Here is a 26,134-nt window from a genome sequence, read left to right as displayed (position 1 = left end):
GTCATGAAAAAGTCGATTGCGTTGTTCCTCTGTACATTGGTCACGACAGTTTCTGTGCCGTCTCACGCCCATGATAGCCCGACGCCCCGTCGGCTGATTGTTCCCTACACCTCGGGCGGTGGCAGCGACATGCTTTCCAGGGCGCTCGGCCAGAAGCTGTCTCAGGTACTGGGCGAACCTGTTGTCGTTGAGAACCGGCCCGGCGCAAACGGCTACATTGCTGCTGGCGTTGTCGCCAAGAGCCCGCCCGACGGGCATACCTTGCTTGTCGGCGGCAACGCGCTGATTATCGGGCCAATGTTGTACTCGTCGCACAAACTCAATGCGCTGAAGGACTTCACTCCTATTGCCAGCCTGGTCAGGGTGACACTTGTACTGATCAGCAGCCCGGGCCTTCCGGCCAACAATGGCCGGGAATTTGTCCAGATGGCACGGAAAGAGAAAAACTTGAGCTATGCCTCCCCGTCGCCGGGTATCATGTTTGCGACCGAGCAAATCAAGGCGCTGGCCGGTGTCGACCTGATGCGCGTGTCGTACCGCGGCGCGCCTGAAGGTTTTATTGATGTGACTTCGGGTAGGGTTTCCGTGATGTTTGACAGCGTTGCCGCAGAACTGCCAAACATCAAATCAGGCCGCGCTAAGCCGCTTGTCGTAACCAGCGAACACCGCCACCCTCTCCTTCCCGACGTACCCACGCTGGTTGAATCGGGCATCGCGGGTTACGTAGAGGACAACTATATCGGCGTGCTTGGGCCGGCTGGCATGGATCCTCATGTCGTCGATACCCTGAACGCGGCGATGCTCAAGGTCCTGCGGGATCCTGAATTCAAGGCGTTCGCGGAAAAGCTGGGATTCCTCCCGTCACCTACATCGCCCAGGGTGTTCCGCGATATGCTCGCCGCGACAACGGCTCGGTACCAACAGATTGCCAATCAACTCGGCCTCAAGCCGGAATAGAGAAGCCTGCAACATTGGTACAAACAACCTGGCGTGCGCTGTTGCGTGTCCCCTTGCACATCGGACGACTTATTATTTGCGAATGCCGGCCCACCCTCTGTATGGGCTTGCTCAGCGAGTGCCGCAGCCTTGCGCGCCAGTTCCGAATCGGGAGCGGTAATCACCGATAATAATAGGTATGCTCATATGTCGGGGAGCGGACCAGGCAGCAAGAGCAAGAGATCCATGCAGACCGTTGCGCCATTGGTTGCCCTCCTGAAGGAAACCTCGCCGGTCTGCGCATAGGCCGGATGACCGGTATGACATGGTATGGGTATTCGATCGAACGCCTGGCGGGTGGTCTTTCACGCTGTTGCCACGTTGCCACAGCTACTGCTCGCCGGAGATTCCGCGATACCAATTTCCGCATGACGGATTGGCATAGTCCAATGCGCCATGCGGGAAGCACCCATGATCGACCTCGACGCACAGGCCGCCCGGGTGCGTTTTCTTTGACGCGTCGGCCTAAGTCTTGGCTGGACGTCCCGTCTTGGATGGCGGCAGTGCAACGGCACTTGGCGTGCCAGTAAGAGTCTTCCATGGTCCGTTGGGGAACGCGACCGCAAATGTGCGCGGAAGCGCCCCTCAAAGCGATGACAGCAATCGCCTAAGCCACGATGAGACGCGTGCTTCTACTAAATGCACCAGCGCAGAAGCAGCATCTATCACAAAAGCTGTCTTGGTCAGTTGTAACCAAGGATGGCCACGGTTGCGACGTCCGGCCGATCTCCTGAGTTTTGCATGAGGGTCAATGTCGGTCTTTTCGAAATTTTGTTGCCCGGCGTTGCGCAAGCTGTGCCAGATTTAGCCTTGTCGTTTTTCCGAGATTGCAAAGCTATTTCAGCGTGGCCAAGGTACTGGGGCGTGGGTAAGGAAGTCATCGTCATCTGAAGTCGTGGAAAAATGGAGGAGTAGAACAACGGTGGCTCGCGGCCGTCGATGAACTCTAAATGGGGCACTACAAGTCCTCCCGGGTCCGTGCCCGCGAAGCGGCGGCACGCATTCGCCGTTGCGCCGTCCAAAACAGCACCCTGAGTGCAAAACCATCTTCCCCTTCGACATGTCGCAGCATGCCAAAAGGCGAATCCACCTTAACGCCGAGCACCGCCGCACAGGCGAATCCAATCACTCGTTCGCGTGCTCCTTTGGAGCGAAGCCGTTCCTCAAGTAGGGCGCAAAGGACATCCCGATAGCCTCGATTGTCATGGTGGAAGTGGGTTGCTGTCCTGGCTGCCATTTCCAGGCCATGTGAGCAGCAATTTACCTCCTTCAGCAAATCGAGAAGCGCTTCCTTCCGGGACTGAGAAGTCGAAACCATGACCCAAACTACTAAACCATAATCGAACCTCCATGGTAGGACCCAGCCAGAGGATCGGATATGTAGGTAGCGTAGGAAAAAGATCGTCCATCCCGGCACGTGTCACACAAAAAGTACTGGGTCGCAAAAATGAGGCCGGCTAGAGCTGCAGGATACGCATCCCCGCTGCTGGACGGGGTCAGTGAGTGGAAAAAGGTCCAGCAATTTCCTATCTATCGTAGATATTCCCACGCGCCGTTGGCTCATATCCTTCGACTGTGCCGGAACAACGAGCTCAAGCCTTCGTTTTCCGCTGGAGCAACTCTCAAGCGTCGGAGCGCGCATGTCAGACCAACACATATCTCATCTCGTTGCAATTGTCGGCGCAGCAAATGTGCTGCTTGGAGACGACACACAGTCCTATGTGACCGACTATCGCGGGGTCTTCCGCGGAGAAGCGCTGGCGGTGGTCCGCCCGGGTTGCACCGACGAGGTCAGCGCGGTCATGGCGTACTGCCACGAGAACAGGATTCCCGTTGTGCCACAAGGAGGCAACACCTCGCTGCTGGGCGGCAGCGTTCCCGACGCAAGTGGGCAGGCCGTGGTGTTGGCTCTGGCCCGGCTCAACAGTATCCGGCATGTTGATACCCTCAATGCAACCATGGTGGTGGAAGCCGGCGTCACCCTTAACGCCGCGCGCACGACCGCTGAAGAGGCCGGGACGCTGTTCCCGCTCCGGATCGGCTCCGAGGGGAGTTGCCAGATTGGCGGCAATCTCGCGACGAATGCAGGCGGGACCGCAGTACTGCGGTACGGAAACATGCGCGATCTGGTCCTGGGCCTCGAAGTGGTGCTGGCCGATGGAAAGGTATGGAACGGCCTCAGAGCCCTGCGCAAGGACAACGCCGGATATGACCTGAAGCATTTGTTCATCGGTTCCGAAGGCACACTGGGCATCATCACTGCGGCCGTCCTTAAGCTCTTTCCCCGACCCCGCGCGGTCTGCGTTGCGCTCCTTGGTGTAGACACCCTTGACGCTGCCCTGCAAACGTTCGGATTGCTGCGCAAGCGTCTGGGAACCGATATGACCGCTTTCGAGCTGATCTCCGAGGATGCCATGGCCCTGGTGCTGTCCCATCTCGGCCGACAGACCTCGCCCCTGCCGACCTCTCATCTGTGGCATGTCCTTGTCGAGCTGTCATCGACTGCCAACCAGGAAGATGCCGATGCGATCTTCGTGGCGGCGCTCAGCGACGCTGCCGAAAAAGGTTTGATCACGGATGCCGCCATCGCCGCAAATGAAACGCAGGCCGCCGATTTCTGGCTTATTCGCGAGGAGATTTCGGACGCCCAGACAAGAGCGCGCGGCAGCGTGCGGTGCGACGTTTCTGTGCCGCTCTCCAGCATTCCGGCATTCATTCGTGAAACCTCGGATAAGGTCCTGACAGCCGCCCCGGGGACGCGCATGGTCGTCTACGGGCACGTGGGAGATGGCAACGTCCATTTCAACCCGCTCCGTCCCGCCGACATGACGCCCGAGGCTTACCTGGACCAGTATGGCGACAACATTTCCCGGATCGTGGATCAGGCCGCCATGGCTCTCCAGGGCTCGATTTCTGCCGAGCACGGCGTCGGTACGGCCAAGCGCGACGAACTGCTGTACGTGCGCAGCCAGGTCGAACTTGAAATCGGCTGGCGCGTCAAGCGGGCGCTGGACCCGCTCAATCTGCTCAATCGCGGCAAGGTGCTTCCTGAGCTTCCCTCGGCCGCCTGAGATCGGCCATCCCACGGAGCTTCGCATGATCGATACAACTTCCCTGGTCGAACAGGACAGGCGCCACTGGGTTCATCCCGTGGTGTCCCTGCGCCAGCATGAAGCAAAAGGCGCCCGCATCTGGGCCAGCGCCGAAGGCGTCCACCTTATCGACACGGAAGGCCGTCGCGTCCAGGACGCGTTTTCCGGACTTTGGTGTGTGAATGCCGGCTACGGCCAGCAATCCTTGATCGACGCTGCCAATCGACAACTGCAGACGTTGCCGTATGGGACCGGCTACTTCCACTTCGCCAACGAACCGGCGGTGCGACTCGCATCGCGTCTCACGGAACTCGCGCCCAAAGGCCTGCCCCGTGTACTGTTCGGCCAGGGCGGCTCGGACGCGGTCGATACCGCCGTCCGTGTCGTACGCTATTACTTCAACGCCACGGGCCAGCCCGAGAAGAAGCATTTCATCGGCTTGCAGCGTGGGTACCACGGATCCACGAGCACGGGTAGCGGGCTGACCGCACTTCCGGCATTTCATCGCCACTTCGACGTCCCGGGCCCGCAGCAGCATCACATTCCTTCGCCATACCCCTACCGGCACGCTGACGGACCGGACCAGCATGACGTACTGGAAAGCACCGTCCGTGCGCTGGACGCGAAGGTTGAGGAAATCGGCGCCCAGCGCGTAGCCGCCTTCATTTGTGAGCCTATCCAGGGCTCCGGGGGCGTTATCGTGCCGCCGGCCGGCTTCCTGCGTGCGATGCGTGATGCTTGCGACCGACTCGGTATCCTGCTGATCGTAGACGAAGTCATCACCGGCTTTGGCCGTACCGGTCCGCTGTTTGCCTGCGAAAGCGAAGGCGTCAGTCCGGACGTGATGACTGTAGCCAAAGGCCTCACCTCGGGCTATATGCCGATGAGCGCGACCCTGATCAGCGAAAGGGTCTACCAGGCGATCGCCGACGCCGGCGACGGTGGCGCTGTGTTCGGTCATGGCCAGACTCATGCCGGCCATCCGGTCAGCGCGGCAGTGGCAAATGCGGCGCTCGACCTTTACCTCGAGGGCGGCTTGCTGGCCAACGGCGCACAGGTAGGGGCCTACTTCCTCGACCAGCTTAAGGGCCTGGAGGCCCTGCCGTATGTCGGTGAGGTCCGTGGGCGGGGTCTGCTTGCCGCCGTGGAGTTAGTCACCGACAAATCGGAGAAACGAAAACCACCAAAGGAAGCGCGCCTTGGCGAACGGGTACTTGAGCATGCGCTCGCGGAAGGCCTGGTGTTTCGCGCTTTCGCCGACGATATCCTCGGATTCGCGCCGGCCCTGAACTACACCCGGACTGACGTGGATACGCTAATACAAATTCTGCGATTTTCCCTCAACAAAGCCGTCGCAGAGATTTCTTAAGATAGGAGCACATCATGAAACTGACCGACTTTAAAGTTCTGACTTTCGACTGCTATGGCACGCTGATCGACTGGGAAACCGGCATTTTCAACGGCCTGAAGCCGTTGATTGAAAAGGCAGGCTATGGCGACAAGAGCCGGGACGAAATCCTCGAGAACTATGCCAAGCACGAAGCCGACCAGGAGGTGCTGACGCCCAGCCTCGCCTATTCGGTGCTGCTGAGCGTGGTTTACCGCCGCCTGGCCAATGAGTGGAATGTCGGCGTGACCGACGAAGAAGCCAATACCTTCGGTGCGTCCGTTCCCGACTGGCCTGCCTTCCCGGACTCGGTCGAAGCGCTCCGCTACCTCAAGCAGCACTACAAGCTGGTCATCTTGTCCAACATCGACCGCCTGTCGTTCCGCAGCAGCAACGAGCGTCTTGGCGTGGAGTTTGACGCTATCTACACGGCCCAGGATGTAGGCGCCTATAAGCCGAGTCCGCGAAACTTCGAGTACATGCTGGGTCGCCTGAAGCGGGATTTCGGCCTGGAGAAAGCCGATATTCTTCACACCGCCCAGAGCCTGTTCCATGATCACGCTCCGGCAAACGGCTTCGGCCTGGCCTCCGCGTGGATCGACCGCAGGCATGCCGACAAGGGCTGGGGCGCCACCATGGTTCCGCCGGGCACGCCCAAGTATGACTTCCGCTTCGAAAGCATGATTGCGCTGGCCCGGGCACACCAGGAAGAGCTGAAAGCCTGAGGTTCTCGTGTCGATTCCCCCTGCCGCACTTGGCGGCGGGGTCATGACACCTTCCCCATTGATACTTCCGCCGGCGCTGCATGCAAGCGCCGACGCGCACCGCGCGGCGTGCACGTCTGTCACCGGCCGATTCGCAGGAATCTAGACATGAATCTCCTGAAGGATACAAACCTGTTGCGCCAGCACGCCTATATCGACGGCCACTGGCAAGCTGCGCGCTCTGGCAAGACGCTGGATGTGATCAATCCTGCCACCGGGGCCACGCTGGGTACCGTTCCCGACTGCAATGCAGAGGACACCCGGGCAGCGATCGAAGCAGCGAACCGCGCCCTGCCCGCGTGGAGCGGACTCACGACTCACCAGCGCGCCGCCCTGCTGCGCAAGTGGCATGACCTCATGCTGGCTCACGCCGATGACCTTGGGTTGCTGATGACTCTGGAGCAAGGCAAGCCGCTGGGCGAAGCCCGCGGGGAAATCCTCTACGGCGCCTCGTTCGTGCAATGGTTCGCCGAGGAAGGCATTCGCGCCTATGGCGAAACCATCCCAGCCACGCAGGCGAACCGCCGGATCATTGTCCGCAAGGCGCCTGTGGGCGTTTGCGCGGCGATCACGCCTTGGAACTTCCCCAACGCGATGATCACCCGTAAGCTGGCTCCCGCCCTTGCTGCAGGCTGCACCGTCGTGGTCAAGCCTTCGGAACTCACGCCCTATTCCGCACTCGCGCTAGCCGAACTCGCGGAGCGGGCAGGCATCCCTGCCGGGGTGCTGAATATCGTGACCGGCCTGCCCAAAGCGATCGGTGGCGAACTCACTTCGAATCCCACCGTCCGCAAGCTGACGTTCACCGGATCCACCCAGGTCGGCAAGCTCTTGCTGCGCCAATGCGCCGACACGGTCAAGCGGGTCAGCATGGAACTCGGCGGGAATGCTCCCGTCATCGTGTTCGACGACGCCGACCTGGAGCAGGCCGTTTCCGGCGTGATGGCGAGTAAATTCCGCAACAGCGGGCAAACCTGTGTCTGCGCAAACCGTATTTACGTTCAGTCTGGCATTTACGAGCGCTTTGCCGCGCGACTGGCCGAGGAAATCCGGAAGCTGCGTGTTGGCGCCGGTACCGAAGAGGGCGTAACGATCGGCCCGTTGATCAACGAATCGGCGGTGAAGAAGGTCGTCACACATGTGGAGGATGCGTTGAGGCAAGGCGCCAGGGTAGCTGTCGGCGGCGAGTTCTCTGAGCAAGGTTCCCAGTTCTTCATGCCAACCGTTCTGACCGATGCCCGCGATGGCATGTTGATGGCCAGCGAAGAAACCTTTGGTCCGGTGGCCGCCTTGTTCCGTTTCGAGACCGAAGACGAAGTCATCCGGCGAGCCAACGATACGCCTTACGGTCTGGCCGCTTACTTGTTCTCGCGCGATGTGAACCGCGTGTTCCGGGTTGGCGAGGCATTGGAATACGGCATGGTTGGCCTCAACACCGGAGTGATCTCGTCCGCAGTAGCGCCGTTCGGGGGTATCAAGGAGTCCGGACTCGGCCGTGAAGGCTCGCACCACGGCATCGAGGAGTTCCTTGAGGTGCAGACTTTGCACCTCGATCTCGCATAACAGGATTTCCCAGGAAAAATGCCGGCCACACCAGCCGGCATTTTTTTTGACGGCGACGTTCAGTCAGAACACCTTGCTGCCATTTGCAACGGTACCATCTACCGTTAGCAGGTTGACCATCGCGGTCTCCGACTCCACCCCCATTACCAGGACCTGCGACAGAAAACCGCCAATACGGCGCTCCCCGAGATTGGTCGCGCAAACCACCACTTTACCGACTAGTTCTTCCGCTTGATAGCGGTTCACATATTGCCCGCTAGAGGTCATTACGCCCAGGTCGCCGAGATCGATCCACATTTTGTAGGCTGGCACACGCGCCTTGTCGTTCAACTCTGCCTTGACGATGGTGCCAACGCGCAGATCAATGCTCGAGAATGCTTCGTAGGGACTCATATTTACTTCCACTCCATCAATTTTCCTGAGTTTCGGGTCGGGGCGACCACCGGCATCACTCCTCTGCCGTCAATTTGTACAGGGCGACAGCGACCTGCAGTTCGAACCGGTTCGCCTGATCTTCCAGCGGTGTCGCCAGCATCGATTCAATGCGTTCCAAGCGATATCGCAGCGTACTGATATGGACCCCGAGACGCCTTGCGGTGTTTGCCAATTGGAATCCCTCCGCGCAGAGCGCTTCGAGCGTCTCCAGGAGCGCCTCACCCTTGCGATCGGACAGCAGCGGGCCCAGCTTGCTCTGGATGAACAACTCCCGTGCATCAGCGTCGCCCATCAACGCCCGCGGGAACATCACCTCCTGAAAGTGATGGACTTTTCCGGGCTTCAGTAGCGGCAGCAACGACTGAACGTCGCTGCCGCCTTGCGCCATACCGGCGATGCCGCTGTGTACCCGGCTGACTGCCAACGCCGTACCGCGGCTGCCCAAGACCCGCCAGAGTGGCTCTGGCTCCGCGTCGCCGGCAAGGAGAAAGATGATCTGGTTAAGGGAAGCCAGGATGAGGGGTGGTTGTCCGATCCCCTCCAGGTACTTCCTCAGCCGGTCCACCCAACGCTCACGTCGCAGGAACCCCTCCCGCGAAAGCGGTAATGGCTCATCGAGCAGCGCCAGGCAAACTCGATAGTTCGCCGTCGGGTCCCAACCGCTCAGGCGGGCGCGTTCCAAAGCCGACGGGGTTTCCTCAAACTTCCCTTCCAGCAGGGAGCCGACCAGGGCATAGCCGAGACGCTCCTCTTGCAGATGCAGCGCCCGCATATGCGCCAGGTGCAATGCGCCGATGATTGAGGCATGTTCCGTCGCGCGAATGTCCAACTCCCCCAGCGGGCTGAGGCCCTCATCGACGAAGATGAACGCCGCGATTTCACCGCGGATTCGGATCGGGCATCCGAGCCTACGTGGCACCCCGACGTCCGGCAGCGCCTCCACCAGGACCGGATCGACGCTGTCCTGGATATGCCGAAGGAGGATGCGGTTATTCAACAGCCGCAAGTATTCGCGCTCCTTGTCGCCGAGGACTTTGCCGTCTTTGGCGGTTTCGCTCGTACCGAGCAAGAGTCCATCCGGATCAACAAAGTTGACGGCCCGGCCGAGCAGGTTGCCAAGCGCTAGCGCCAAGTCGCTGAGCGTGTTGGCCATAACCGCCGCTGTGGTGAGCGCGCGATGGATCTCATCGGATCGTTCAATCAACTCGCCTTGGCGGCGAATAATGCTCGAATGAATTTCCTCGGTAATGGTACTGAACGGAACGGACCAATCGATTTCGAGCAAAGGCAGGCCAAAATCGTTGGCCGCCAAGACCGAGGATTGCGGGAAATGTTCCAGGAAATTAGGTACAGCGAGCACGACACCTGCCAGCCCGCGTTCGCAAAGATCACGTATGAGCTGGCTGGCCTTCTGGTCGTCCTGCGGCCAGTTGTAGCCGGTCGAAAGCAGGAGGTGGCCATGCTCGACCCAGTCCACAATGCCCGGATGGTCGATAACGTGCACCCACCGGATTTCATTACGCAATCCTGAGTGCCCGCCTACCACCCTGGCACCACGTAGAACAGTTGATTCCAACGCGGTAGAGATGTCCATAGTTCTCCGTTCGACATCCGTTCAAGACTCGAGGGAGTCGCTGTGGGCCGGCCGCCCGCACATGCGGTCTTTACCTAGCCCTGCAGTATCGCGTCGGCGAATGAGCGCATATCCTCGAAGGCAGCGTCCGGCACGGCATTGGCTTTGGGGACCGCCCCGAAACCTGGCTTGCCCTTGCGTCGATCGATCCAGACGGTCTGCAAGCCGAGCGCTTGCGCGGGGACGTGGTCATGGAAAAAACTCTGGGCTACATGCAGAATCTGTGCGCGCGGCACGCGTACCCGGCCAAGCGCGACGTGAAAATTGTTTAGTGAAGGCTTGTAGCTCCGTGCCTGTTCGGCGGTAATCACGTAATCGAACTCGACACCCAGTCGCTTCTTCGATAGCGCGAAGGACTCGTCGTCACCATTGGTGATGACGGCGAGCTGAAACCGCTTTTGCAACGCAACGAGCGCGTCATGCGAATCGGGGAATGCTGGCCAGTCCCCCGCTGAGTGCGAGAACGACTCAAGTTCGGCCTCTTCCGGGGAAAAGCCAAGGTCTGCGGCAATACGGCGCAGCGCCTCTTCAAGGACTTCCCGATAGGTCATATAAGGACCAGCCTCCAGCGCGGCTTCATGCCATGCGTAGCGCTCAAGGATTTCCTCCTCGCTCAGCACATGGCCGTGGTCGCGGAAAATGGCTCCCAAGGTATGGGAGATGCCCCGCTCCCAGTCGATCAGCGTGCCATAAATATCGAGCGTCAACACTGTCTTTCCGGCAAACTTTGCCGCAATATCGCTGTCCATTTTTTCCTTCGCTGTTATGTGAGCGGGGCTATCTCCCAGTCCTTTACGCGACGCGCGCCGTTTCGATCGCGCGGGCCAGTATCGCCAGAGCTTCGTGCGCATCGTTCTTCGATGTGGTCAACGGCGCGAGCAGGCGAACAATGTTGCGGTGCACACCGCACTTGATCACCAGCAATCCGCCGTCGCGGCAGGCATCGATAACCCGCTGCGCAAACGCGGCGTCCGGCTGCATCGGATCGCGATCCTTGACGAATTCAAGCGCGAGCATGGCCCCTACACCTCGAATAGTACCAATCTCCGCGAATCGTTCTGCGAGAGAGTCGAGACCGTCACGCAGCACTGCAGCGAGCTGGTTGGCTTGTTCGAGCAGACCTTCATTCTGGAACAAATCCAGCACCGCGAGGGCTGCGGCGCACGCCAGCGGATTACCAGCATATGTGCCGCCCAGCCCACCTGGCTCCGGAGCGTCCATGATTTCAGCGCGGCCCACCACTCCGGACAGCGGCAGACCGCCGGCAAGGCTCTTGGCGACGGTCACCAAGTCCGGCTTGATCCCGGCCTGCTGGAAGGCGAACAATTCGCCGGTCCGGCCAAAGCCGGTCTGAATCTCATCGGCAATCAGAACAATCCCGTGGCGGGTCGCCAGCTCGCGCAGCTTCTTCAGAAAATCCGGGCCCGCCGCCAGGAAGCCGCCATCGCCTTGAACCAGTTCGATGATAATCGCGGCGACCCGCTCCGGGGCAATTTGAGTGGCGAACAGGTCTTCTATCGTCTGAATTGCGTCATCTGCCGAAAAGCCTCGATAGGTATCCGGATAGGGAGTGTGATACACGTCCCCGGCGAACGGCCCGAAGTTCTGCTTGTACGGCGAGCTCATGCCGGTCAGCGTCATGCCCATCAGCGTCCGGCCATGGAATCCGCCGCGGAACGCAATGACGCCGGGCGCATTCCGATAGCCGCGCGCGATCTTGATCGCGTTCTCCACTGCCTCGGCGCCTGTCGTGAGGAAAACCGTCTTATACGCTTCATCACCACCGACCAGGCGATTCAAACGCGCGGCCAGTTCAACATAGACGTCATAGCCGGCCACTTGGAACGCTGCGTGGGTTACTCGCTCGAGTTGGGCCTTGACTGCCGCCACGATCCGCGGATGGTTATGACCGACATTCAGCACGCCAATGCCACCGACGAAATCTAGATACCGGCGGCCGTCAACGTCCCACACATGGGATCCTTCCGCACGTTCGACAAAAATCGGATGTGCGGTTACCACACCGCGTGGTACATGACGCGTCCGTGCCTGTGCAAGTCCCTGATGTTTGCTCTCCACTACCATGTTCGATGTCCTGTCGTCTGCTGTATTTCCTATGGCCGGTTCCGACCGCCCGCCCTCGCAACGAGGGGCACTGCCATCTTAGAATTTGCGACTTTGCGCGGACTACCTACTTTGAGTAGGAAAAGCAGACTGCAATGCCCTACTTCGATTATGCAGCGCCCAGAAGAGTGTCCATCTCGATAGGCCGTCCCGGGCTACGCAACGGAGTCCTGAGGAAACCGAAACTATGTCGCCTCAGCGTCTCAGGCGGCCCGGACGTAGAGCCTCGCAGCCTTACCGGACAAGAAGTCTGGCAAAACGCTGGCCGTTATAGGCTCCGCCCAAGCCCAACGGCTCGCTCAGCACGATGGTGGCGCAGGCCTCGCACCAGTTCGGGGCTTCCTACGACACGATGGACGACGTAGTAAAGCCTTCCTGCGAAAGATAGATAGGAAAGGACCCTCTGCTGCGATTGAATGGATTCCAGCTCGGTCATTCGAGCATTTACCAGTGGATCGGGATAGCTATCGGTCCGCAGACATTCATCCGGCCCAAGACGAAGGAGACTCAAAATGGAGATCGCAGCAACAATGACCTCATCGGAGGATGAGGCCAAGCGGAGGCGGCGAGCAATCACGGCCACGATTCTGGGAAACGGGTTCGAGTGGTTTGATTTCATGGTCTATGGCTTCTTTGCCATCACTATCGGCCAACTGTTCTTCCCGACCGGCAATGATCTGACATCGCTGCTATTGTCTGTCGCCACGTTCGGTGTTGGCTTTGTCGTCCGACCAATCGGCGGGATCCTCATCGGCATGTACTCGGATCGCGTCGGCCGCAAGGCAGCCCTGTCGCTCACGATCCTGCTCATGGCAGGTGGGACGGCGCTCATCGGACTGGCGCCAACCTATGAACAGATTGGCATTGCCGCACCGATCATGATCATTTTCGCCCGGCTGATGCAAGGGTTCTCTGCCGGCGGCGAAATGGGCAGCGCAACGGCCTTTCTCACAGAGCACGCGCCGGCAAACCGGAAAGGCTACTATGCGAGCTGGATCCAGAGCAGTATCGGATTCGCGGTGGTGCTGGGCGCCACGGCAGGCACGATCCTGACGTTGTGGCTGACACCCGAGGAGGTCAAGGCATGGGGGTGGCGCATTCCGTTCCTGCTGGGCATCCTGATCGGTCCGATCGGCTTCTATATCCGCAGCAACGTTGACGAGACCCCGGCATTCCTCGCGACCAAGGAGAAGGTGAAGAAGCCGTTCTCCGAGGTCTTGAAGATCTACCCGCGCGAGACCTTCACTACGTTTTCAATGGTCATTTTGTGGACCGTCTGCATCTACGTTCTGCTGTTCTACATGCCGACGTACGCTGTCAAGACGCTGAAGATGCCGCAATCCATGTCGTTCATTGCGGGCGTTATCGGTGGCCTCATCATTACTGTCCTCTCCCCCTTCGTCGGGGCGTGGTCGGACCGCATCGGCCGCCGCAAGATCCTGGCATTCAGCTCTGGCGGCATTCTGCTGCTGGCCTACCCGATGTTCGCACTGGTCGTATCGTCGCCCACGCAAACGAGTCTGATTCTGTTCCAGGCCGTCTTTGGCTTGCTGATTGCGGGTTATACCGGTCCAATCCTGGCAGCCTTCTCGGAGATTTTCCCGAGCCGGGTTCTGTCGACCGGCCTGTCCGTTGCCTACAACGTCGCGGTCATGACCTTTGGTGGATTTGCTTCGTTGATTCTGACGTGGCTAATCGCCACCACCGGCAGCGCTATGGCGCCCGCCCTCTACGTCATCGCTGCAGCAGCAATCAGCTTTCTCGGCGTCACTGTGGGCTTCCGCGACCGGCCGGCCCAGCAATACCAATGAACGGAGGCATTGACAGCATGATCAATCATCGTTTGTGTTCGGCCGCGCTTGCCGCGGGGGCTCTCGTAGGATCGTCTTTCGCAGCAGCTCAAGTCCAGGAGGTAAAGCTGGGCTTTGCAGCGCCGATGACGGGTAATCAGGCGCAGTATGGCAAAGATATGCAAAATGGCGTGGCACTCGCCGTGGAAGACTTCAATGCGACTCGGCCGCGTATTGCCGGACGCGAGGTGCGGTTCACGCTAGTTGCCGAGGACGATCAGGCCGACCCCAAGGCGGGGTCGGTGGTCGCCCAGAAACTGGTCGACAGCGGTATCAAGGGCATGCTGGGACATTTCAACTCCGGAACCAGCATTCCCGCGTCTGCCGTATATAGCCGTGCGGGCATTCCGCAGATCGCCATGGCAACGGCCCCTGAGTATACCCGGCAAGGCTTCAAGACAGCATTCCGCATGATGACCTCCGACACGCAACAGGGCAGCGTGGTCGGAAACTACGTTGTCACTAAGCTCGGCATGAAGCGCATCGCGATCGTGGACGATCGCACCGCCTATGGCCAAGGCCTAGCCGACGAATTTGAAAAGGCGGCCAAGGCTGCCGGTGCGACGATTGTCCGGCGCGAGTTCACGAATGACAAGGCTGTGGATTTCAAGGCCGTGCTGACTAACCTGAAGCGCCAGTCTCCCGAGCTGATTTTCTATGGCGGAGCGGAAGCACAGTCGGCACCATTGGCGAAGCAGCTACGAGAACTCGGTATGAAATCCGTGTTGGTATCCGGCGAAATGTCAAAGACGGAAAACTTCATCAAGCTGGCAGGGCCGGCAGCGGAAGGGACGCTGTGTTCATTAGCCGGTCTTCCGCTGGAGCAAATGCCAGCTGGAGCAGATTACAAGCAGCGCTATGAGAAGCGCTTCGGCACCTCGGTGCAGACGTACTCGCCTTACGCCTACGACGGAGCCCTGGCGATGATGAAGGCAATGGTCCAGGCGAATTCGGCAGAACCGGACAAATACCTGCCTACCCTGGCCGCTACTTCGATGCCGGGTGTCACATCCAGGCGCATTGCCTACGACAGCCGAGGTGATCTCAAGGAAGGCGGGATCAACATCTATAAAGTCGTCTCCGGAAAATGGCAGCCTCTTGAAAGTCTCGCGGGCCGCTAGCCTAAATAGCGTTGCAAGCAAGCCGGGCGGACTCGCCCGGCTTTTTCTTGCTCGCAGCTAATAGCGCTGCGGCTGGCGGCGCACCACCTTAGCAAGGCGCCGCCCCATTCGGGCCGAGTTCTATCGGCTGCTCCGAACCGCGGACAAGCGGATCGACTGGCGACATCTGAAGCAGCAATCGGGGCTGGTAGGCGTGAGTTTCGCGACTGTCATCGCAGATGAGGGTGCCAAACGAAAGCCACCTTGAAAGCGCGTGCTTTCGATGACCCAGGGGGGTATTCGCATGGAAGGCACCCACTCGTTGGTTGAGAGCTCGGCCCGACAGGTGCTGCCGGCTGTGCGTAGTAATGCTCGATACGAATACTGACCCGAGAACAGGAGGTGGCATGATGTGCCGGCGAGACGAGGCAAGCTACGACCACTTCCTGGAGTTGGCTAAGTACGGAGGAGAAGTTTTCGGCCCTGTTCAGGCGGACAGCGATTTTGGCGCCCGGCCACGCGCGCCCTACCCGCCTGGAGATGGCGAGGTATCACCGTGGGGCTGTTCGAGGCTCAAGGCGCGTTGCAACCTGCGGTGGCGCTGCGCACGTTGCTTACTTTACTCGTAAGAAGCTTGCCATACTGTAGGTAGGAACCGACTGGCCAGGGAATCGCGCAAACTCCGCTTGATTGCATTCTCACCGTGGAGCTGCGCCAGCGCCACGGCTAGGCCAAGGATGGGCGAGCCAATCGGACCTTGTTCACGGCACCAGGTGACTGCAGCATGAAGTACCGCGCGACCGGCAAGCAAGGCTGGATTGCTTCGATCTCGGCAAGATCCGTGTCACGGGAGAGAACAACCAGACTTGACCCCGATTCCTGGCTGGGCACACGACGAGGCGTATCGAAGTGTTGGCCCACGCCTTGTATCAGTATGGGCTCATCGGCCCCAGTCAGCAGCACCAGGCCCTTGACGCGAAGAAGCCTGCTATCGAGGTAACCGGCAGCGTTTTCGAGCCACGCCGCGAGTGTCGGCCAGTCGATCCTTTCATCCCACTGGATCGCGAAAACGCCAATTCGCGGGTGCCCGTTGCCTCTGAGTTCAATGAGGCGTTCGGAACGCCCGGGAGATGGCAGGCCAACATTCTCAGTCGCAAAGGCGGCTTTTGATCGCTCCCCGCGACCACGCTCCATAACCAGGCTGGCCATCGGCCCCAACTCTTGCACGAATGCCACGGCCTCGGAGATCTGTTCCATTGTTGCCAGATCAAGGCGCGTGAGAACAATAACATGCGCGGCACAGAGTTGGTTGGCTGCGAGGGCGAAGTCGTCGTCCCTGACAGGCCGGTCACAGCCGTAGGTCGTTATGACTCGTACTCGCATACCGAGGGCCGCCAGCGGGCCCAGGCTACGCAGTACGCCGCCGGGCTCCGACAGGCCGCTGCATTCGAGAATAACTTTGGTAAATGGAGCGCCGCCGGCGCGTTGCCGCTCCACAATCAGCGCCTCGATGGTGTATGGGAGATCGTTCGTCAGGCTGCAACACACGCATCCGTTGCTGAGGGTGGTCATTGGCACCCCGCTCTGTACCGCAATCAGGGCGCCGTCGATATTGACCTGGCCTACGTCATTGACGATCACGGCAGTCTGACCGTCGTCCTCCATAGCAAGAAAGCCGGTGAGCAGTGTAGTCTTGCCGCTGCCCAGGAACCCTGACAAGACGAAAAAGTCGCGTGGGACTTCCATTACGCCTCGAGGTGCTCGGCCTTGCACCGGGCAACCATCGCCTCGACATCTTCCAACAATTCCATGGCGTCGAAGACCATGCCATCCTTGATCGTATAGCGCAAGCTTCGTTGCCAGGTACCGCGCTGTTTCTCTTCGTCCAGCCGCAAGGCGCCTGTGCCGTAGAGGAGTTTGAAGTCATCAAGCGGATTGCAGTCGTGCACAAGCAAATCTGCTCGCTTTCCAACCTCTACTGTGCCAGTCTCCTCTTCGAGGCCCATCAGCGCCGCGCCGTGGTTTGTCGCGGCCCGCAGCACCTCCAGTGGGGTGAATCCCGCTTCCTGCAGGAGTTCCAGTTCGCGCACGAAGCCGAAGCCGTAGACCTGGTACATGAAGCCGGAATCGCTGCCGGCACATACCCGTCCACCTCGATTTTTGTAGTCCCGCAGGAAGTGCATCCAGATCCGGAACGTTTCCCGCCACTCGACTTCGTTCTGGGTACTCCACCGGTACCAATAGGAGCCGTGCCCGCCCCGATGTGGCTCAAAGTACCGCATCAGGGTCGGGTCCGTATAGCGCTCGTGCCAGTCGGCGCGGCGCGTGCGCATCAGGTCACGGTTCGCGTCATAGACATTGAGCGTCGGCACAAAGGTATGGCCAGCTTCGATGAACGCGTCCAGGACATCAAGCCACTTTTGGCTACCGGGTTGCGCGGCTTGCAGAAAGGTGGTGCCTGAAGTCGAGAATCGCAGATACTCGTCGTTGTAGTGATAAGCGGACGGGAAAGACTGGATGGTCCTGTCATCGAACAGCGCCTCTGCCAGCCCATAGAAATGCTCCGAACTCGAGAGCCCCCACCTGGCAGTGGTTAGTGCATTCATTCGGCTCACGGCCAGCGTTGCATGGTGGCAGCAGGTCCGCAGCCCTGTGAGCCTGGCTTCGTCGAGCGCCGCTTCCATGACCGCCGGCGGCGCGCCGAAGAATTTGATGCCGTCGGCCCCCTTCTCGGCAAGCCGACGAACCCAATCGCGGGCGGCGGCCGACGTATGGATTGTCTTTAGATAGTCGTTGATGGCGGGGAAGTACGCGTACGCATAGAGATGAGGGGCAGCGATAGCATGCGAGGACGAGGCGCGCTTTTGCTGCAACGTCCAGGCCAGCCCGTTGAAGCAACCGGTTTCCCGGACCGTGGTCACACCGTGTGCCAGCCACAGTTTATAAACATAGTCCGCGCCCGGCATTTCGCCACTGGCTGCGTGGAAAGGTGCCCCAACGTGTGCGTGACTGTCAACGAATCCCGGGGTGACAAACTTGCCTTCGCAGTCAATTTCCGCGTCACCATGCCCAGGCCGACGTTCTGGCTGGATCGCCAGGCCAGGGTAACCAACGCTGACAATGTCGACAATGCGGTTGCCTTCCACAACGATATCGACCAGTCCCCACGGTGGGGCACCGGTACCATCGATCAGTGTTGCGCCGCGTAAGATCAGCCTGCCGTAGGGCCCTTCTCCGCAGTCACGGCCGGATGCCGCCGTAACGCCTGGAAGCTTATATTTGGCGAATCCGGCGACGATCTCTTCCCCTATCTCGATCGTGGCTGCGTTGGTGTTCGCGTTCGATGCGTTGTCCATTTGATGTACTACCTAGGTAAGAAATTTTCAATGCCGTCACCGCAATCGCGCGCGATTCCCCACGGCAACTGCAAGCGTCACCAGCACAGCACCGGCGATCGTGGCCGCGTCGACGCCGCGCCCAAAGAACAGGCTGACAAAGAACGTCGAAGCGATCGGCACGGCGTACGCCATCACAGCGATTTCCTGGGGATTCCCCTTTTTCATCGCATAGTCCCAAAGGTAGAAGGCACCGCCGAGCGGACCAAGTGACAGGTAGCCAAGCGTCAACCACTGTTTCAGCGTAGGAGATGACAGCATGCCTCCCAAGCCCTGCGATGCTCCCGACGTGCCTGCATTCAGGACAAAGTAGGCCGCCAGCGATACCACCCCGGCAACGAGGCAATAGAGCGACACAGTTGCGGTTGGCACTTCTGGGAAGCGCCGCGCCCATACCGAGTAGTAGGCCCAGATCGCGGCTGACAAAAGAGCCAGGGCAAATCCCATCCATGCCGAAGTACTCACCGATGGAACAGCGCCCAGGCAAATGGCGGCGCCGGCGAATCCGAGGATTCCGGCTACCAGATGTCGACCCTTCAGACTATGATCTCGCAACATCAGCGGCGACATTAGTATGATGAAGAGGGGCCAGAGATAGTGCAGCAAGTTTGCCGCGACAGGATCCGCGGTCTTCAGGCTTAGAAAATACAGCGCGTGGTAACCCAGCATCGCCGCGGTGCCCACCAGCACAGGGCGCAGTTTCACCGTTTTCCAGGAAAACCAAGGGAGGCATATCAGCCCTCCGCCTGCCAGTCCCACTCCCGTTGTGAGCAATGGAGAAAGATCAGAAAGGCTAACCACTGATACCGCCAGTGTGCTCCAGATCAGCAGCGCCATGACGGCGAGTGCGATAGCCACGGCCCTTCGGTTTGGCATCTCCTGGCCGCTGCGGCTTGTCGTCTTGCCATCGCCCGCGTCCTGCTCTAGCAACTGATTTGCGGCGTCCGGACTCATGCAGCGCTGTTCCCTGCAACGACGAACACGGCGGCAGCACATGGCACCAACTTCTGGACAGCGGCGACTGCCTCCTCACTGATTTTCTCTTGCCCGCACAGCAATGCAAAGGCTCCCACCGTCCGGCGGCACACGACCACGGGGAAGTTGAGGAGGGAGCGCGTACCCAACGACCAAAGCAGCGCATGATCAGGAAAGTAGCGTGCCAACGCACCATCACCTGAGGCGACCAACACCTTTTGCTGTTGCAGGACATGGCTCGCCCACTCACTGCCGGAGAGATGCTTCCAGCCCCCTACCGAATAGGCGCTGGGTACCGTGGAAAAGATCCTGCGGACATCGCCCGCGCTGCCGTTCGCGGCCTCGCCTGTTGCCGGCCCTTTTGCGACCAGCGCCGTCATCTGCACGATAGGGAGCATCTCGCCAGCTATCTCCATCCACGCAGCTAGTGCGGACTGCACCGAATCGGCACCTCGAATGGCGTTGGCGGCCCGATCAAGCCGGCTCGTGCTTTCCTCACCACTTGCAATGCTCGGCGTGGCTCGAGGGTCATCAGCTCTAGCCGCTGTTGCCAGGGCACCCAAGGCGGTCGCGACGGTAAACAGACGGCGATTCATGACAGGGCTCCTCATATCGTTGTGCCATCGAGAATAGGCTCGCCATATTCGAATCTCATCCGACGAAATGTAGGAACTGGAGTCGAGATCCTGCTCGAAATGGTAGGAAGCGGGCCAACTCACCTTTCACACTCCGCACGTACGCCGTCTATTCCGTAGAAGGTTCGCCACGATCTTTCCTGCTAATGCTGCGATGCCAGCTCGTGGTCCGCGCCGTAGTATCGGCGCCAGTCCTTTCACCGCAATGCCTGGTAAGCGCACGGTATCGAGGAGGCGTCTCGGACCGTGAAACTTGGTGGACTGGCGGCCCTGGTTATGGCAGTGCCGCCAGATTTTTCTGGGCGCCGCGCCGACAAGGTTTCGACCTCACGTTCCGAGCAAGCCCCGCATACCGCCCACCCCTGTCTTTCTTTTCAGAACCAGGGACCGGACGAACCTACAGAATAAGCAAGGAGACCGAATGAGCATTTCAGGGCACACCCTCGCACATGGCCTCAAGCAGCGCCATATCACCATGTTGTCAATAGGAGGAGTGATTGGGGCAGGCCTCTTCGTCGGCTCAGGCCATGCGATCGCTGCAGCCGGTCCCGCTGCGCTGCTAGCCTATGTATTTGCCGGGCTGTTAGTCCTGCTGGTAATGCGCATGCTCGGTGAAATGGCGGCCGCGTCGCCGGATACGGGATCGTTCTCTACCTACGCCGATCGCGCGATTGGTCGCTGGGCCGGCTTCAGTATCGGATGGCTGTACTGGTGGTTTTGGGTCTTGGTTATCCCACTTGAGGCAAATGCTGCGGCTACCATCCTGCATTCATGGTTCCCGGACGTGGCGATGTGGATCTACGCACTCGCCATTACGCTCCTGCTCACCTTGGCCAACCTAGCCAGTGTGCGTAACTATGGAGAGTTTGAGTTCTGGCTATCCTTGCTGAAGGTCGTTGCCATCATCGCCTTCCTGGCGGTCGGCGGGGCAGCCGTTCTGGGCATGCTCCCCCATAGCGGGGTCACCGGTGTCTCTCAACTGAATGCCAAGGGAGGGCTCTTGCCCAACGGCATGGGCGCTGTCTTCGCCGCAATGCTCACCACGATGTTCAGCTTCGTCGGCACCGAAGTGGTGACCATTGCGGCGGCAGAATCGCCGGATGCAAAGCGTCAGATCATCAGAGCCACCAATTCGGTTATCTGGCGAATCTGCATCTTCTATCTAGGATCGATCTTCATCGTCGTCTCGCTCGTTCCATGGCGGGATCCGCTTCTGCCTTCCCATGGGTCTTACCAACGCGCGCTGGAACTGATTGGTGTCCCTTACGCCAAGGTCCTTGTCGACGCGATTGTGCTGGTCTCGGTTGCGAGCTGCTTGAACGGCGCTCTATACCGCATCCAGAATGCTCTTTTCTTTGGCTAGCCGTGGTGACGCACCGGCTTACGCAGGACGAACCAATGCGAAAGGAACGCCAATCTGCGCCGTGCTCGGTTCAACGGCGATTGGCTTTCTAGCAGTCATTGCTAACTACATCGTTCCCGAGCGCGTCTTCGCTGCGCTAATGGCCTCTTCCGGTACCATCGCGTTGCTCGTGTACCTCGTTGTCGCTGTATCGCAACTGCGCATGCGCCATCAATCGTCACGGCTCGGTAGAATTCCTGAATTCCGAATGTGGGGATTCCCCTGGCTGACCTGGGCCGTGATTATCTTCATCTGTGCGGTCCTGGTGCTGATGATTTTCCGGCCGGAGCATCGCTTGGAAGTCGGTGCCACCGGTGTACTGGCGGCCTTCGTAGTCGCGGCAGGATTGTGGCGTAATACCCGCTGTCGTCGACAAAACGGTGGTGACTCTGTCGTAAGGTTGGATGCCACCGGAATGTCCGGGAAGGACGTGATTGCAGCCATTGGGTCGACCACGCCCGGGGGCTGAGAAGGGTCGGGTACAGACGGTCGGACCGGGACCGAAGTACGCCTGCCCCGCTTCAATAGAGACATCGAAATTGCAGCGGTGGACTGAGACCAAGGGAGCCCGTGTTGAGCGCGACGCTCAGCTTCCACCACCCCCCGGTACGCTTGCCGGTACGCACCTTCGGTCGCTTCCATTCCAGCTTGACGAGCACTATTCCGGAAGAGATTCAAGGTGCAATAGCTTGGGCCGCAGTACGGCTGTGGACTGTCAAATAGTTCGTGCCCTGAGCAGAATGGCCAGTCATCGTCCTCTGGGCTTGCGTCTCGGGTGTTGGCCAACCTCTTTGCGGCCCAATTCATTGCACCATTCGGTAGCCGCCACTTTTCGTAATTTCATGATCATGAAACTTTCGGTTTGGTACATTCAGCCGCTCTGTTTTCATGGCGCTCGCAGAGCCTGCAAGAGACCTTTTCCCGAGGTGGCAGCAAAGCGCTCGGTACTCTCCTACGCGGCGCGCGAGTTCAGGTCATCACATCGCCGACGAAGCAAGCCCAAAATGCTCGGGCCACCGGGAACGGACAGCCCAGTAGCGCTACACAGGCAGCGGTTAACTGGCGGCTAGATCGAGCGTTCGCCGAGTTCAAGACTCTCGACAACGAGCGCGTGGCCGCTCGTCAGCATCCGTAGCCGAACTTTGCCGATTCTGCAGACGGTCGTGCATTGTCTCGCAGCGGATCAACATCATTGTCGCGGCTTCCTCATCAGTGCCGGCTACGTCAGCCCCGGCAGCGCTGCGCAGATATACTTGCCGGGGGAAATCGCACCGGATAGCAGGAGGTGATTTGGTGGCTAGACTACACGAAGATGCCACAAGACGGCGCTACGTCGTTGTACGATTGACACCGCCGTCGTTTCGCTGTAGCGAGGCCGGACCTCGCCTTCTGTGACACCACACTGGGCTGATGAGCATGCCAAAGACAATTGTGCCCCTACCGAGCGGCCCCTACTGGGCCACGCCGCACGCGCCCTTTCCTCTGGACGTTTCGAATGGCCATGACGAAGCCTTCCCTGGCGCTCATTGCGTCAGCGACGGCAAGTGGGTCACTTTCTATAAGAACGGCGAAGAAGTCTGGGCGTGCAATGCCATGTATGCCTCCGCCCATTTCGACTTTATTTCCGATTCCAGCGCCTGCGCATCGAGGACCAGTTGAGGTGCCGGCGGCGCCCGCACCCTGCCCTTCTCGCCCCGTCAAACATAACACTGCCAGCCAAAAGCAAAAAATCGCCCTACGGGCGTTATGTCAATACGCGCCTTCTAAACCAGCTTGGCTTGCCCTCAGTTGAGGGCACCTGACAAGAGCAACTGAACCTTTATGAATGAGCCGGCTCGCCATGCGCTGGACGGACCGCCAAACGCATTCCCATCGCTTTGAGAATCGCCGATAGGTTGCTCAGTACGGGATTTCCAGTTGGGGACAGCGTGCGATAGAGCTGAGTCGGATTCAGGTGAGCCTGCTCAGCCACAGCCTGGACACCGCCGAACGCCTTGGTCAGCTGGCGAAGCGTGATCATCAGTTCGGCTTGATCGCCATCCTCGAGAATGGCGTTGATTGTCTCCAGGGCAAAGGCCGGATCCTCGCGGAACATTTCGGCCATCGCGTCATCGTGGTGTCGGTCTTTCATTAGTTAGCCCTCCGTTGCCAGTCTTGCCAATACGTGCAAGCACGGTCAATGTCAGCGCTCTGCGTGCGCTTATCGCCACCGCATAACAGCAGAACGACCTGCCGATTCGCGATGCCGTAATACACCCGATAGCCGGCGCCCACGTCGACCCGCAACTCCCAAACGCCATCCCTGCAAAACTTGTGATCGCCAAAGTTACCTTGCTCGGCTCGGTTCAATCGCCGAACGACGGAGACCTTAGCCGTGCTGTCTTTCAGGCTGCGCAACCACTCGTCGAACAGGTCGCGCTGATCCGAAGTCAGGTAGTGTCGAATCTCATACATAGCCAATTTTCGTCTAAAAACGAAAACGGGTCAAGACTGCTCGGCTTCTTCGACTGCGGATGCGCGCCGTGACGTGTTGACTTCACTGCACATTATATGGGCGCACTAGGCTAGTCCGAAGTTTGACTCGGAGACCAAGCTAACCTGTTGAAGCGCCGAGAGATTTCCAAGCGGCACGGGGTTGGCTACTGGGAACAGCCGGGGTCGATGCCGAGCAGCGCAAAGGCTTTGCGCTGCAACGGCGTGGGACGGGTCGTGATGACGATCTTGGTCTGTGGGTTGACCGAGGTCGAGGTGACGTTATAGGTCAACGTGGCGAGGTCCTGCAGCAGCGTCTGCAGGCTATCCACGGGCAGGTCGTCGTCGGTCCGGTGGCGCGCGGCTTTGGCGTCAGCCCCCTCCGAGCGCGGCGTCGGCATGACCGGATTGGCACGTTGATCACGCAGCGTTGCCAGGTCCTCATCGTCATGGAGCAGCGGCTTAAGCGCTTGGCGCAGATGCCACTCGACGTAGTAGGCCAGCATGCATAGAAACACGTGCGCGCGCACGCGCGACTCGCTGAAGTGATAGATCGGACGCACCTGCAGATCGACCGTCTTCATCGAGCGGAAGGCGCGCTCGACCTGCGCCAGGCTCTTGTAGGCTAGGACCGTCTGGGTGTCGGATAGCCGTTCACTCGGCACATTGGTCCGCAGTACGTAGAGTCCATCGAGAGCGGTCTCGGCATCGATCTGCTCTTGCTTGCGGGTGAACGTAAAGCTCGTCTCGGTGATGACCAGCTCAAAGTGCTTGGCCATCCGATAGCGCTCGATCACGCGACCCACGCGCAAGCCAATCTTGTCTTGGCCGCGCAGGCGATTGCGGGTGCGCTCGGTGGCCTGCGCGATCGCGGCCAGCTCTACTTCGGTGGCCGCCAGCAGCTCGGCGCGCTTTCTGGCGCGCTCCTCGGCCAACGCCGGGTTGCGGCAGACCAGCAGCCGCTCGCCCGGATAGCGCGCGCTGTCCAATGCGATCAGGCCGCGCTCGTCGAACAGCGAGGGCTGCCAAGGGCCGCGCTCCTCGATCAACTCGGCGATCTGCGGCGAGCGCAGGGCGGTGATCCAGCTCATGCCGGCCGGGCGCAGCACCTGCTCGATTCGCGCAGCGGTAATCATGCCGCGATCGCCCACCCACACCACCTGAGACAGGCCAAAGCGCTCCTTGAGCTTGCTAATCTGCGCCGCCAGCGTGGCCGGATCGGCGGTGTTGCCGGCAAACACCTCGACCGCCACCGGGCAGCCATCGGCGGCGCACAGCAAGCCAAACACGATCTGCGGGTCATCGCGCTTGCCGTCGCGCGAGTAGCCGTAGCGGGCAAGCGCGCAGTGCCGGCCGGTGACCCACGTCGAGGTGAGGTCATAGAGCACCAGCACGCCGTCGCTCAGATGCTGGCGGGCCAGGCTGCGCTCGATGCGCGGCTGCGCCTCGCCGAGCCAGTCCAGCGCGGCGTAGAGCCGCTCGGCCTCGAACGCGCCGAGTCCCAGCACCTGCGACAGCGAATGGGTTGCAGACTCCGGCTGCAACATGCGCCAGGTGGCGAGCTTGGAGCCCGGCGCCAACACGCGCGCCACCACCAAGGCCAGCACCAGTGAGCGCACCGGGGCGGGCGCCGGGTCAAGCAGCTTGGCCAGGCCGCAGCGCCGGGCGATGCCCAGCACGGCGGCCACATGGCCATGTGGCAGCGACCGCTCGATGCTCATCAGCGCCTGGGTTGACGCAACGGCGATGCCGCCCTTGAGCAAGATGCGGAAGTGTTCGATGAGTTGCGGATCCCAGTGCGACAGATTGGCGAGGGTGCGTTTGACGACCTTGCCGCCCTCACGATAGCCCTCACGCAGAAGGATCGCGGGCGGGGAGTTTCGATTGGGGACGGTCTCGATATACATGGGCTAAAGCATAGTCAACGAGGCCCGCAACTCAAGGCAAATCTCACCAAACATTGAACGATTTACATGGGAACAAATAGGACGCAAAAAATGGCGCAAAGGCGCGCCATCTCTTGCTTAGCTGCATTTCGGGCCCTCAAACTTCGGGCTAGTCAGGACGCCGCGTAGCCGTCGCTCACCAACGTGACAGAGGGCTTCCAGTCAGCACCGCCCGTTGGGCGACACTAGGTCGACCTCGCAGCTTCGGTACCGCGCATCGGAGGCTGCTCGCCCCACTTCCGGGGCGTTGTGAATCAGGTACTCCGCGCCAATGACGTCAAGTAAGGGTGCGTTATCGGCCGTTTGCCATGCACCCGGGTCACGCTCTTCTCCCCGCCCATGCCTTGCGACGGACAGCGTGGCGT

At 60.0% G+C, this 26,134-nt stretch carries 18 protein-coding genes and 1 pseudogene; 8 read left to right on the top strand and 11 right to left on the bottom strand.

Features of this window, described 5'->3' with window-relative positions; all coding sequences use genetic code 11:
• The first annotated feature begins 3 nt into the window (after window positions 1-3).
• The 5 genes from K307_RS02545 to K307_RS02525 all read left to right on the top strand — a co-directional run bounded on the left by K307_RS02545 (window position 4) and on the right by K307_RS02525 (window position 7,802).
• Window positions 4-957 (top strand): Bug family tripartite tricarboxylate transporter substrate binding protein, encoded by a 954-nt coding sequence (locus K307_RS02545; protein ID WP_051974585.1) that lies wholly within the window; start codon window positions 4-6, stop codon window positions 955-957.
• Between the two features lie 1,679 nt (window positions 958-2,636).
• A complete protein-coding gene (locus K307_RS02540) occupies window positions 2,637-4,067 on the top strand; it encodes an FAD-binding oxidoreductase (RefSeq protein ID WP_042876117.1) in 1,431 nt (476 codons plus the stop codon).
• 28 nt (window positions 4,068-4,095) lie between these two features.
• A complete protein-coding gene (locus K307_RS02535; protein WP_155301192.1) occupies window positions 4,096-5,457 on the top strand; it encodes an aminotransferase class III-fold pyridoxal phosphate-dependent enzyme in 1,362 nt (453 codons plus the stop codon).
• A 14-nt stretch (window positions 5,458-5,471) separates the two neighbouring features.
• Entirely contained in the window at window positions 5,472-6,200 is a 729-nt protein-coding gene (locus K307_RS02530) for a haloacid dehalogenase type II (protein WP_042876113.1), read from the top strand.
• Window positions 6,201-6,347: 147 nt separating this feature from the next.
• Window positions 6,348-7,802 (top strand): NAD-dependent succinate-semialdehyde dehydrogenase, encoded by a 1,455-nt coding sequence (locus K307_RS02525; RefSeq protein WP_042876111.1) that lies wholly within the window; start codon window positions 6,348-6,350, stop codon window positions 7,800-7,802.
• A 63-nt stretch (window positions 7,803-7,865) separates the two neighbouring features.
• On the opposite strand, the gene K307_RS02520 is transcribed toward K307_RS02525, so the two are convergent.
• From K307_RS02520 to gabT, 4 genes are all read right to left on the bottom strand, one after another.
• On the bottom strand, window positions 7,866-8,195 hold the full coding sequence (locus tag K307_RS02520; RefSeq protein ID WP_042876109.1) for a tRNA-binding protein: 330 nt from the start codon (window positions 8,193-8,195) through the stop codon (window positions 7,866-7,868).
• 55 nt (window positions 8,196-8,250) lie between these two features.
• The gene (locus K307_RS02515) at window positions 8,251-9,831 is read right to left on the bottom strand and encodes a PucR family transcriptional regulator (RefSeq protein WP_042876107.1); all 1,581 of its coding nucleotides are present in this window, start codon (window positions 9,829-9,831) and stop codon (window positions 8,251-8,253) included.
• Window positions 9,832-9,905: 74 nt separating this feature from the next.
• The gene (locus tag K307_RS02510; protein WP_042876105.1) at window positions 9,906-10,619 is read right to left on the bottom strand and encodes a haloacid dehalogenase type II; all 714 of its coding nucleotides are present in this window, start codon (window positions 10,617-10,619) and stop codon (window positions 9,906-9,908) included.
• A gap of 43 nt (window positions 10,620-10,662) precedes the next feature.
• A complete protein-coding gene (gene gabT / locus K307_RS02505) occupies window positions 10,663-11,955 on the bottom strand; it encodes a 4-aminobutyrate--2-oxoglutarate transaminase (protein WP_042876103.1) in 1,293 nt (430 codons plus the stop codon).
• A 551-nt stretch (window positions 11,956-12,506) separates the two neighbouring features.
• Between gabT and K307_RS02500 the strand changes: the two genes are divergently transcribed.
• Window positions 12,507-13,805: an MFS transporter gene (locus K307_RS02500; protein WP_051974584.1), complete on the top strand. Its 1,299-nt coding sequence runs from the start codon at window positions 12,507-12,509 to the stop codon at window positions 13,803-13,805.
• Window positions 13,806-13,822: 17 nt separating this feature from the next.
• Complete coding sequence (locus K307_RS02495; RefSeq protein WP_051975000.1) at window positions 13,823-14,965, top strand: branched-chain amino acid ABC transporter substrate-binding protein; 1,143 nt, start codon at window positions 13,823-13,825, stop codon at window positions 14,963-14,965.
• 705 nt (window positions 14,966-15,670) lie between these two features.
• Here the strand turns inward: K307_RS02495 and K307_RS02490 are convergent.
• Genes K307_RS02490 through K307_RS44080 form a run of 4 tightly spaced genes read right to left on the bottom strand, consistent with a single transcriptional unit; the run spans window position 15,671 to window position 19,910 of the window.
• Entirely contained in the window at window positions 15,671-16,690 is a 1,020-nt protein-coding gene (locus K307_RS02490; RefSeq protein ID WP_051974583.1) for a CobW family GTP-binding protein, read from the bottom strand.
• Window positions 16,690-18,300 (bottom strand): amidohydrolase family protein, encoded by a 1,611-nt coding sequence (locus K307_RS02485; RefSeq protein ID WP_042876102.1) that lies wholly within the window; start codon window positions 18,298-18,300, stop codon window positions 16,690-16,692. Before K307_RS02485 ends, K307_RS02490 begins: the two co-directional genes overlap by 1 nt.
• Before the next feature lie 36 nt (window positions 18,301-18,336).
• Window positions 18,337-19,293 carry a DMT family transporter gene (locus K307_RS02480; protein ID WP_051974582.1) on the bottom strand — a complete coding sequence of 319 codons (957 nt, stop codon included), beginning with the start codon at window positions 19,291-19,293 and terminating at the stop codon, window positions 18,337-18,339.
• A complete protein-coding gene (locus K307_RS44080; RefSeq protein ID WP_051974581.1) occupies window positions 19,290-19,910 on the bottom strand; it encodes a GAF domain-containing protein in 621 nt (206 codons plus the stop codon). Before K307_RS44080 ends, K307_RS02480 begins: the two co-directional genes overlap by 4 nt.
• Before the next feature lie 460 nt (window positions 19,911-20,370).
• On the opposite strand from K307_RS44080, the pseudogene gabP reads away from it, so the two are divergent.
• Window positions 20,371-21,820, top strand: a pseudogene (gene gabP, locus K307_RS02470) (GABA permease).
• A gap of 1,350 nt (window positions 21,821-23,170) precedes the next feature.
• Here gabP and K307_RS02465 read toward each other — a convergent pair.
• The 3 genes from K307_RS02465 to K307_RS02455 all read right to left on the bottom strand — a co-directional run bounded on the left by K307_RS02465 (window position 23,171) and on the right by K307_RS02455 (window position 25,730).
• On the bottom strand, window positions 23,171-23,482 hold the full coding sequence (locus K307_RS02465; RefSeq protein WP_042876100.1) for a DNA-binding protein: 312 nt from the start codon (window positions 23,480-23,482) through the stop codon (window positions 23,171-23,173).
• Window positions 23,482-23,805 (bottom strand): type II toxin-antitoxin system RelE/ParE family toxin, encoded by a 324-nt coding sequence (locus tag K307_RS02460; RefSeq protein WP_042876098.1) that lies wholly within the window; start codon window positions 23,803-23,805, stop codon window positions 23,482-23,484. Before K307_RS02460 ends, K307_RS02465 begins: the two co-directional genes overlap by 1 nt.
• 185 nt (window positions 23,806-23,990) lie before the next feature.
• Window positions 23,991-25,730: an IS1634 family transposase gene (locus tag K307_RS02455; protein WP_042876096.1), complete on the bottom strand. Its 1,740-nt coding sequence runs from the start codon at window positions 25,728-25,730 to the stop codon at window positions 23,991-23,993.
• Window positions 25,731-26,134 lie beyond the last annotated feature (404 nt).

The organism is Cupriavidus necator A5-1 (genome assembly GCF_000744095.1).
In the GTDB taxonomy this organism is placed as follows: domain Bacteria; phylum Pseudomonadota; class Gammaproteobacteria; order Burkholderiales; family Burkholderiaceae; genus Cupriavidus; species Cupriavidus necator_A.
Note: the sequence above shows the minus strand (reverse complement) of the source record. Positions and strands in the feature narration are given on the sequence as shown.